This window comes from Bacteroides sp. 519, from assembly GCF_010500955.1.
Taxonomy (GTDB): domain Bacteria; phylum Bacteroidota; class Bacteroidia; order Bacteroidales; family Bacteroidaceae; genus Bacteroides.
Genome location: NZ_QVMJ01000005.1, coordinates 287,374 through 297,838, shown reverse-complemented (window position 1 = coordinate 297,838; position 10,465 = coordinate 287,374). Strand labels below are relative to the sequence as shown.

Below are 10,465 nucleotides of genomic sequence, written 5' to 3'. Positions count from 1 at the left end.
GTGCTGTCAATTATCCCAACTTTTTCCTGAAAGCAACTCATTATAAGGCGTTCTAATAAAAAGTTGGGATAATGAAAAGTTTTGGATAACAATCGTTATTTTTGATTTCATTGAAAATCTTTTGGCGGTTGGCGGGAGTAAAGTCTTCCTTTCCGGGATAAAGGATTTTTGCATTGGGATAAGCGGTCTTGAATGTATGAGCAATCTCATGAACGTTGGCTTTTAGTCCGATAATCATCGGCTTGTTCGCCATTCCCAAACGTTTCATCTCATACGCTGACACGCACATAATAAGCGTTTTACCGCCGCCTACCTCATGATCCGCAATGCCTCCGCCGAGCAGTTTCTGCATCCATATACAATCCTTCTGTGATTGGTATAAATCGGGAATACCAAGTCCCTTTAAGTCCAGATCCGGAAATGTCTGGTGCGATCCATCGTACTGCGGACGGACAAAACAGTTAAATTTACGGTTATATAAATCCGTCAGTTTATCTTTGTATTCCTTCGGTTGGTCGTCCAACCACTCCGAAAAACCGCCTCGTATCTCATCAATTTTACTGTTGGCAAGTTGTATGGCTTCCCCATCAGGAACTTTGGCTTTCTTCATCTCTCCGGTTGCCTTATCCAACACATCAACTGTTTTGGTAATGTTGGGAGTCGTGTTCAACAAGGCATTCTTCATCAAATGGATGCCATTGAAGAGCTGGGATTCGCTTTTAACCCCGAACTTTTCGTAAATGATAAGATTCGGATGTTTAGCAGATACGTTAAAGTCGTCCCGTGATGCATAGTAGTCTATCCGAACGTCCGTATCGAACAGTTTAGAAGCATACTTTTCATACACATTCATAGGAACCCAGCGTTCTCCAAAATTGAAATCCAATTCTTCGTACCGGATAGGCTGAGGTTTGGCATCATGTAAGGCTGCAAGCGATTTTTGCGACTGAATATCATCGGGATGGTTAGCTAAATAGCGTTCAACCCGTTCTGCCTTTTCAACTACATTCCCGGCAATAAACTTATCCCGTATCTCGAAATTCTGAATGATCGGATTAAAATAAATTTTCCCTTCAAGGTCATGAATCAACTCATCAGGTGTTTTATTCTCTAACAAGGAAAGCATATAATCCATTCGGAACTCTCCATATTTGTTGAGTGAAGCCATCAATGCTTCTTCTGAAGTATTTGCCGATATTATCTCGTTGGGATTAAATGCTACGGGATGGTCGAATATATCTGCTTTCTGAAGTTTACCATCGATACTTCTTTCAAGGGCAAGAATAGCAGTTGCCCCTGCATCTATTTTAAGCGTATTGATATTTCGTTTGTCATTCAGATTGCCGTACAAACGCACATAATCATCATAAGAATTGTTGAGTTTCTTGCGGGAATCGGCATCTTCTATTAAGTTCTTGGCTTCAAAATCATACAGTTCATTGTAACTATCCCGTATTGTTATATATTTTTCGAGTTTCCCTTTCTGTAACTGCGGAATATCTAAAGGATGAAATTCAGCACTATCTCGGTAACGCTTTTTGAGAACGCCGATTTGCCCGTTCTCTTCCTTTACCAGAGTACCTTCTTTGTGAAAATCTTTAAGTTCTCCCGAATACGGTCGGGGCTTCATATATTCCTCCCACTGTTTCTGCACTTCTTCTTTTCGTGCATCGGCAACGGGATAGGTATTTTCTTTTGTTGGTCTTTCTTGCAGTGAAGTTGATATCTCTTTGGGTGTACTTGTTCTGCTTTGACGTTCATTAACCGGATTCCCGAATAAATCTTGCTGCTGAATAGGTTTTGTAGCTGATTTCTGTTTCCCGCGTTTGGGCTTTACCTGTGTTCGTTCTTCTTCGGAAAACCCCCAAAGGTCATACAACGACACAATCGGTGCGGATACATTGACTTCCAAAGATTCCTCCGGCTTCGTTTTCGCTTCTTTTATTCCAAAATCTTCGGGAGCTGGTGGATGTTGTTTGATAAATTTCTTATCCAGTTCATCAAAGTATGCCCCCATTTCCCGAAGATCTTCTTCTGTCGGGCTATTTGATAGTACTGTTTCGATTATATGCGGTTTAACGGAATTACTATGGTATAGTTCAGTATTAAGGTTTTGGGAGAAATCTTCCATGAGCATTTTCTGTAAATCGGCGGCAATACCTTTCGTTCCACCATCGTGCAGATACACAAAGGAGGGCTTCCCATACATATCAGTATCCTCAACCACTTTGGTGTGGACAACTCTGTCGAGGTTGTTGCCGGTAAAAAGATTATTGATGGATTCTCCTTTTTCGTTTTTGTGTGTACTCACAAAATCCAACTCCTTGTCCGACATGATTTTCTTACCGGTATTCTTTTGCAGGATGATTAAATCACTGCCTACTTCTGTTCCCGCGCTGTCAATAAAGAGATTGTTGGGTAACCGGACAAGTGAAACCAAATCAGCCTGACTCATCAGATGGCTTCTTATCGGCAAACCTTTGGGAGAATTGGCAACTCCCTGTGAAGTGAGAAAAGCAACGATACCGCCCTCTCTTGCCGAATCCAGTCCTTTAAGGAAGAAATAATCGTGTATATAATTGGTGGAGTCCTGATAGACTTTCGGTTGTTTTGTTCTATATTCAGAGTCGAAGACTTTCATTTCCCCGAACGGAATATTGGAGGCTACTACATCAAAATAGTTATTGTATCGTCCTTCAATACGTTCAAAGCCTTCAATATTGACTTTAGCTTCAGGATGAAGTGCGGAGAGAATCTTTCCGGTAAGTAAATCTTTTTCAAAACAGACACTTTCGGCTTCGTCTGCCAAGTGGAATCCGGACGAAAAAGCACCAATTCCTGCCGATGGATCGAGGAATCGGTCGATGATAATTCCTTTCTCCTCTAAAGCATGATTGATACTGCCGATAACTTCCGGTGGAGTATAAAAAGCGGAAAGGACAGAGTTCTGAATACTTGACATATACTGGCGGTACTCCCGATCACTATTTGTATTCTTACGAAGTACGGTGTGTAATTCCGATACAAGGGGAAAAAGTTCTATTTCCGATTTTGCCCACGAAGCGGTATCGGCAAGAGTTGCTGCCGGGTTAAGGACACATTTCAATCCTCCGAAACCGCTGTACTGCTGCAAGACTTGCAATTCCGCTCCTGTTGCCGGGCGATTCTCCTGGTCAGGGGTCAGAGCGATTCGGATTGCATCTATGTTGGCTCTCAAATGAGCCTTTTTATTATAGCTCATTTTCCTCCCTCCATAAATCTATGAATCCGATCAGTTCTGTGTATAGCGTATTATATTCGGGAGAGGTAGCAAATGAGTCGTCGATAGGATATTCTGAAAAGACCTCCTCACAAGGCATTAGTAATTCCATCGCAAGGCTATCTATTCTTTCTGATGGAACAATGGTAAACTCATTGGCAAGTACGTTGCGGATAGTATCGTATCGAGAGAATAACAATCCTTCGTATAATACGGATGATGCTATTTCCTCTGCCGATAGTTGGCTGTAACCGTTGGTTATAGCATTGGTGTAACTCTCGGCAGCAAATTCGGAGCGAAGGAGAATGAAATCGTTGTCGTGTGCTTTATCGGGATGGCTCTCTTTCAGGAATGAAAGGAGCAGAAGCCCATAGTAGGATAATTCCTGTTTATCTTTTTTCTTCATGTATGACTTGAATTAATTTGTGGATAAAATGAATGGAAAGGGGAAAACGAAAACGGCATCCGGGTTATTCAATCCCGAATGCCTTATCCACAGATTAACTCAAAGCATAGCTATTATAAACAGTTTTATGCTTCTCGTAGAATCTGTGGCAAATATAGCTATTTTCCTCGTTTATAGCTACCTTTCCTTTCGGGAAACTCATAAATGACCTTACATTCACTGTTGAGAGTAAGGTAAGCATCGAAACGTTTTCCGGCTTTACTGGTAAAACCTTTGATAAGGCGGGTTTTCCCTTCCGAGAGTAATTCAATGAAAATGTCATCGGTAAGTTTCTTGCCTCCACAGTTACGGAACATCACAAAATCGCAAGCCTCATCCGAGCATTTACAAACGGAAGTAAGAAACCTCAGTCCCTGTTTGCTGCATTTGGGACAGGAGTAGGAGTTAGCAGAGAATGCCAAATCAAGATTCAGAAGTTCTTCGGTAATTTGATGAGCATAGACTTCAATACCTTTGGTAAAATTGCTTGCTTCTTGTTCTCCCCGTTCGATTTTCAAAAAGGCATCCTCCCAATAGCCTGTCATTTCAACATCTGCAATCCGTTTGTCTTTAACAATATCATATACGGATAATCCTTTGTCGGTCGGAACTAATGATTTCTTCTCCCGGCGGATATAATCCCGTGAGAAAAGAGTCTCGATGATAGCTGCGCGAGTGGCTGGCGTTCCGATACCGCAAGTCTTCAGGACAAGCCGTTGTTCCTCGTTTTCCAAATCCTTACCACAAGTCTCCATTGCTCCCAACAGAGAACTCTCCGTGTGAAGCGGTTTGGGTTTCGTTTGCTTTTCCTGTAAGTCTATGTAAGATACGGGATAGGATTCTCCCTCCTGTATTTCGGGAAGTTCTGTTTGCACCTCCGCATCTTCGTCTTTCTCATTCAGAACTTCCCGCCAGCCTTTACGTTTCATCACAGAGCCTTTGACCTCAAATAATGTATCGCCGGTTCCGAATGTTACGGTAGTCACATCTTTGGTACAGGTAGAAGAAAAGGCTTCCAACATACGTCCGGCAACCATTTCATAAATGATACGTTCGTCTGCCGGTAAGTTGTCCGGTAACTTTTCCGTGATAAGTAAAGCATGGTGGTCGGTTACCTTCTTATCATCCACCGGACGAATATTCAGGTTCATATCCGATAGTTTTTCAGCATAAGAAGCGAAACGAGCGTATCCTTTCAACTTATCAATCAATCCACCTACTTCAAGGAAAATATCGTCCGAAATATACCTGCTTCCGGTTCTTGGGTAGGTCAGATACTGCGACTCATACAATTTTTGAGCAAGGGATAAGGTTTTATCTGCCGAGAAACCGTGCTTGCTGTTTGCTTCTTTCTGTAATGTGGTCAGGTCATACAGAAGCGGAGGTTCCTGTTTCGTTTCCTTGCGCTCCACTTTTACAGCCAAAACCTTGTCCGCATAGCGTACCTTATTATAAATAGCGGTTGCTTCTACATTATCGGAAAATTTGTCTTTCCCTGCTGCCGTTATATTTTTTCCGCTGGTGGAAGTAACAAGCTGCATTTGCCAAAATGGTACAGGTTTGAAATTTTTGTTTTCCAAATAGCGGCTGCATATCATCGCCAATGTTGGTGTTTGGACTCTGCCCAGAGAATAAACGCCATTGCCTGCGGCAACGCTTAATGCTTGGGAGGCATTAATCCCAATTAACCAATCGGCTTGGCTCCGGGCTTCCGCTGCTGCATAGAGGTTGTCGTATTCTGTACCCGGCTTCAGTTTTATCAAACCTTCCTTGATGGCTTTTTCGGTCAATGATGAAATCCAAAGACGTTCACAATAAACATCCGAAGCCAGATAGTCGTAGATGTAGCGGTGGATAAGTTCTCCTTCTCTACCGCTGTCGGTAGCTACGATAATCTTCTTGCATTGCTTAAAAACCTGTTCGATGGTTTTCAGTTGCTTCAGGGCAGACGGGTCGTCTTTGTATCCTTTCTCCGCACGGACTTGTCGGGGAATCAGCATAAACTCATGAGGAATAATCGGTAGATGATCCTTTGAAAATCCTTTTGCCCCATAGTGTTCGGGGAGTGCGAGCTGGACTAAATGCCCGAACGCCCACGTAACCATATAGTTGTTACCTTCCAAATAACCATTTTTCTTTGTTTTTGCACCGACTATCTCGGCGATACTTCTTGCCACAGATGGCTTTTCGGCAAGGATTGCAATTTTAATATCGTTCATTTTTACTTTGAATTAATTTGTGGATAATTGAATAAGGAATTACATTTTGCGACCTCTTGATTTTTTAGGCTCGTCCTGCTGCTCCTGTTTTTGCTCTTGCTTAGTCAACTCTTTGGAAGCTGTGTCTTTCATCTTTTCGGAATATTGTTTGCTGTCGGCTAACATAGATTCAGTCCCGGCTACCGTATCAGCGAAAGTTGAATTGTAATGAATCGTTTGCGCATTTTTGTAATCGTTATTAAGATTGTATTTTTCCATAAATGCTGTATTGAACACCTCATTTCCTTTCGGATGACTTGATATACCCTCATAACCGTACTTAGCAACAAACTGTAATTTTTCCTTGCCATTGGTCAATTTTGCCTCTTGTTTTTCGGTTGGCTGTATTTGACCTTCTTTCATCGGCTCATCCACCTTTTTAGTTGCTTCCGTTTTTTTGCCTTCGTTGTTGGCTGCAACCTGTGTCTTGTGGCGATTATCAGGAATCACAAGACCGGCTTTCAGGTTTTCTTTGTACTGGCCGGGAAACATGAAGTCTATCTTTCCCTGCTCCTTATTTAGTGTCATATAGCCGCTGTAGTCCTTGCCTTTCTTGTCTTTCATGCCGGAAATATGAACTGTATAGCCATCTTTCAGGCTTGCCTTTTGGTCTTCGCTCAATTTGACTTTTCGGAAAGTGTTTGGAATTTCTCCCTGCTTGATTTTTTCACTTTGATTTTGAGCCTGTTTTTGTGCATCAGGAAACTGAAATTCCAATCCCCGCTTATCGGCATTGACCTGTACGGTTGCACTGAAAGGTTTCAGGTTTTTAGAAAGCATATTTTCAAGATAGACTCCTTTGCCTTCCTGAAGTTCCTGCTTCTGTTGCTCGGAAAGCTTTACTCCTTTAAGTTCACTGGGGATTTTTATCTTATCAGCATTTAATATCACTAACTCATTAGTCAGTTTATCTACCGATACATAGGCGTTGATTGTCTTATCCTTGCCGACATTGAACTCAATCAATCGTCCCGCATTACCCGTTTCCAAGAGGTTCTTTTTGTCTTGTTCCGTAAGTTGGGTTCCATATAGGGGAACATCCAGTTCCGGTTGCTGGCGAACAGAATGTACGCGAAGGCTTAGTTCTCCTTCCGCATTTTCACGGAAAGACAAACGGGCATCGGTCTGAATATGAACACCGTTTATATCTCCCTGAATGGGGAATAATACGGGGGATTTTTGCCAGTTAAGCATCTTGTCCAACGAATTGGTATTAACAAGCTGGTCACATGTAACACCGATACTTTTCAACTGCTCCCAATTAATACGGGATTCATCTATAGCTTGATACTGTTTCGATGCAAAATTCTCCGGCATTACCCGCTGTTCGTCCAATATCTGTTTGTTAGCCGGGTTCTCCGGATTTTTCAATAATTCCTGCAAAGCGAGGGTCATGCTTTCCATTTTCTCCAACGGCACTTTGAAAAAATGGAAATGGGTCGGTTCTTTCGCCTGCCGCATGAAGTTTGAAAAGAAGTTTTCCAATACATCACTGTGTTTATCGACTTTTAAAAAGTCCGGCTCATTCTTCGCCTCGGGTTTGACGGTCTTTGGTGTTCCGTCCTCATTCAACCCTGTAACGGCTTTCAGCTCGTTACTGTCTTTTTCTACTACCAGTAACACCTCCTGGTCATTCAGATTTTTATCCATATAAAATAAATGTTTAATAATTACATCAACATTAATGTAATTCGGCAGCGAAAATAGGACGGAAAAACGATTAAAATGCTGATTTACAAATCAGTGGTAGTGTTTGGCACTCCAGTGGTAGTATGAGCATTTAAAACTTGATTTTATGAAGGGAAATTTTGTGAGAATCAGTATCTTTGTCGGGATTAACGACTAAAAATCAAGGATATGAATAGAACACTCTTTTACATCTGCTGTTGTTTATTGCTTTTGGCTGGTACGATACAGGCACAGGAATCCTCAGTTCAAATTTATGATGGGACGACTCTGAAAGTTGGCGATGTAATTCAAGCCGGATATAAGCCTTCTACATTCCAATATAATTTCATAAAGGCAATGACGGGAAACTATCTTCAAAATTATAAAGAAGATATAGGTCTGTCTGAATTGGAGATTACTGGAATCAAGAGTACGGATAGAACTTACACATCTTCCATAAAAGAGGCAATCCTTACGGTACGTGAGTTATCCACCGGAAAGGAGTTTTTTATAGATATAAACAATGCAATCGAAAAAGGAGAAGTAGTTGCAAAGCCAGCACAAAGACTATATCCGGATGCAAAGTTTTTGAGTGATGATTTGCTTCTGGCGCTTACTCTCCGGGTAAATAAACTTCCTGTAACAGATAAGGAAGTTCTGTTCCTCATTAGTCTGAAAGACAAAGATCTCTATCAAAAGTGCAGAGCAAACGAATTTGAATTTAACTCGGTCAAAGCCGATTACACCAAGCAGTTGGAGGATATGATGAATAATTTCGACTTTGCATCAACCTATTATATCGACAATCAGGTAACAATCGGTAAGTACGACTTCTCAAAGAATGGATATCCCATCAATTTCATTGGAAATGAAAAATTGGGATTCTTGAAATATGGAGACTACAACTTTACATTAACAGCCAAAGAGTTGTCATGCTTCATCCCGGTTTCACAGGAATACGGTAACGAAGTTAATAAGCGCGGGCAAGCAAGGAGTTCGTACATCAGCGAACTGGCTTATGGACGGTTTTACTTAAAGCCATTGGATAAGTTTATAGAACTTGAAAAATCGGATATCATGAACATGGAGAAGCTATATAGAGCGACACTGATTGGTGCGGATTTGGTTGGTGTTGAGGTATATGACTTTAAGCATTGCGATTATAATTTTATTGGGAGTGTGAAGTAATTATGAAAAATTATGGAATGTTATATATATGAATAACACCTATAAACATATAGTATTTGTTTTTAATTAAAAAAATGTATAATACCATGATGCATTCCGTTTACAATATTTTATTAAAAAATAAACTTTCAACCCCCCAGAAAAACGCTCTAATTGTAAAAAACATATCATATAGTTATGAGTGCATATGGAATAATACGGTTTCATTTTCTAACTATTTGTTAAAAAATAATTTTCAAATAGGAGATAGAGTCGTATTTTATGGACATAACTCTATGGAATTCATAGTTTCATTGTTTGGGACTATTAAATCGAGAGGAGTTTTTGTCCCAATTTCACCAAATCAAACAATTCCTAATTTAAAGCATATAATATCTGATTGTTCTCCCCAATATATACTTATTGAGTATAATTGTGTAAATGAAGATCTAATATTGTTTTTCGATAAATTACATGTTAAGTATCTTATAATAAACGGTGTATGCGACAAGGACAGCTTTGAGTTAATAATAGATAGTAATGATGCAAGAGATGTTAATACTCAAAATTGTGATTGTTCAAATGATCTTGCATTGCTTATTTATACTTCTGGAACAACTAGATTTCCCAAAGGAGTAATGTCTTTGAACAAACAGATTCTATTTGTTACAAAAGCGATAAATTCTGTAATTCAAAATAATTCTGAAGATAAAATCCTATGCGGATTACCTTTTTCATTTGATTATGGACTATATCAAATATTTCTTTCATTCTCAGCCGGAGCAACGTTAATAATAGAAGACTTTTATTATATAATGTCAATTCCGCAATATTTAATTAAGCATGAAATTACAGGATTTCCCGTAGTTCCATCCATTATTATATCACTTGTTTCGTCAGGTTGCTTTTCAAAAATAAATTTCCCATATTTGCGATATATTTCTTCTACAGGAGACGTTTTACCCAAAGAAATTATTTTAAAAATAAAAACAATCCAACCTAAAGTTGCTATTTTACCAATGTATGGACTGACTGAATGTAAGCGTGTTAGTATTCTTCCTTACCAATATATAGACAATCATGAGTCTTCAGTTGGTTTGCCATTACCTGGAACAGAAATTGAAATTATTAATGATTTTGGAGAAAAAGCCAAACCATATGAAACCGGAGAATTAATTGTAAAAGGAGAACATGTAATGTTAGGATATTGGAACAATAAAAAAGAATCTGATTTGAAATTCAGGAAAGATAAATCTGGCGAAAATATATTATATACAGGCGATTTGTTTCATGTTGATTCTGATGGATTTTTATATTTTGAAGGGAGAAAAGAACATTATATTAAAAGTAGAGGACAAAAAATAAGCCCTATTGATATTGAGAGTGTTTTTAGCTCAATAGAATATGTTGATTCATGTATTGCTGTTGGTGTTCCAGATTATGTATTAGGAGAAGCAATATATATATATGTCAAAGTAAAAAATGAAATCTCTGTAGATAAAAGTAAAATTATCCAAGATTGTCAGAATATTTTACCTAAAGAGTATTTTCCTAAATATATAGAAATAATTGAAAATATTTTCCCATTAAACAATAACGGAAAAATAGATAGAAAACATTTAAAAAAAATAGCTATAGATAAAGTAAAAGATGATGTTTAGACAGACA

At 39.3% G+C, this 10,465-nt stretch carries 6 protein-coding genes; 2 read left to right on the top strand and 4 right to left on the bottom strand.

Annotated elements, in window-relative coordinates; all coding sequences use genetic code 11:
* Positions 1 to 52 precede the first annotated feature (52 nt).
* From D0T85_RS07635 to D0T85_RS07620, 4 genes are all read right to left on the bottom strand, one after another.
* Positions 53 to 3,241 carry an N-6 DNA methylase gene (locus tag D0T85_RS07635; protein WP_163211875.1) on the bottom strand — a complete coding sequence of 1,063 codons (3,189 nt, stop codon included), beginning with the start codon at positions 3,239 to 3,241 and terminating at the stop codon, positions 53 to 55.
* Positions 3,231 to 3,665, bottom strand: a complete 435-nt coding sequence (locus D0T85_RS07630; protein ID WP_163211873.1) for a DUF1896 family protein — start codon at positions 3,663 to 3,665, stop codon at positions 3,231 to 3,233. The genes D0T85_RS07635 and D0T85_RS07630 overlap by 11 nt, the downstream gene beginning before the upstream one ends.
* Before the next feature lie 158 nt (positions 3,666 to 3,823).
* Complete coding sequence (locus D0T85_RS07625; RefSeq protein ID WP_163211871.1) at positions 3,824 to 5,923, bottom strand: type IA DNA topoisomerase; 2,100 nt, start codon at positions 5,921 to 5,923, stop codon at positions 3,824 to 3,826.
* A gap of 39 nt (positions 5,924 to 5,962) precedes the next feature.
* Complete coding sequence (locus D0T85_RS07620) at positions 5,963 to 7,612, bottom strand: DUF4099 domain-containing protein (RefSeq protein ID WP_163211869.1); 1,650 nt, start codon at positions 7,610 to 7,612, stop codon at positions 5,963 to 5,965.
* A gap of 207 nt (positions 7,613 to 7,819) precedes the next feature.
* Here D0T85_RS07620 and D0T85_RS07615 point away from each other — a divergent pair, with 207 nt between their 5' ends.
* Positions 7,820 to 8,818: a DUF4852 domain-containing protein gene (locus D0T85_RS07615; protein ID WP_163211867.1), complete on the top strand. Its 999-nt coding sequence runs from the start codon at positions 7,820 to 7,822 to the stop codon at positions 8,816 to 8,818.
* Positions 8,819 to 8,892: 74 nt separating this feature from the next.
* Positions 8,893 to 10,458: a class I adenylate-forming enzyme family protein gene (locus tag D0T85_RS07610; RefSeq protein WP_163211865.1), complete on the top strand. Its 1,566-nt coding sequence runs from the start codon at positions 8,893 to 8,895 to the stop codon at positions 10,456 to 10,458.
* Positions 10,459 to 10,465: the final 7 nt, after the last annotated feature.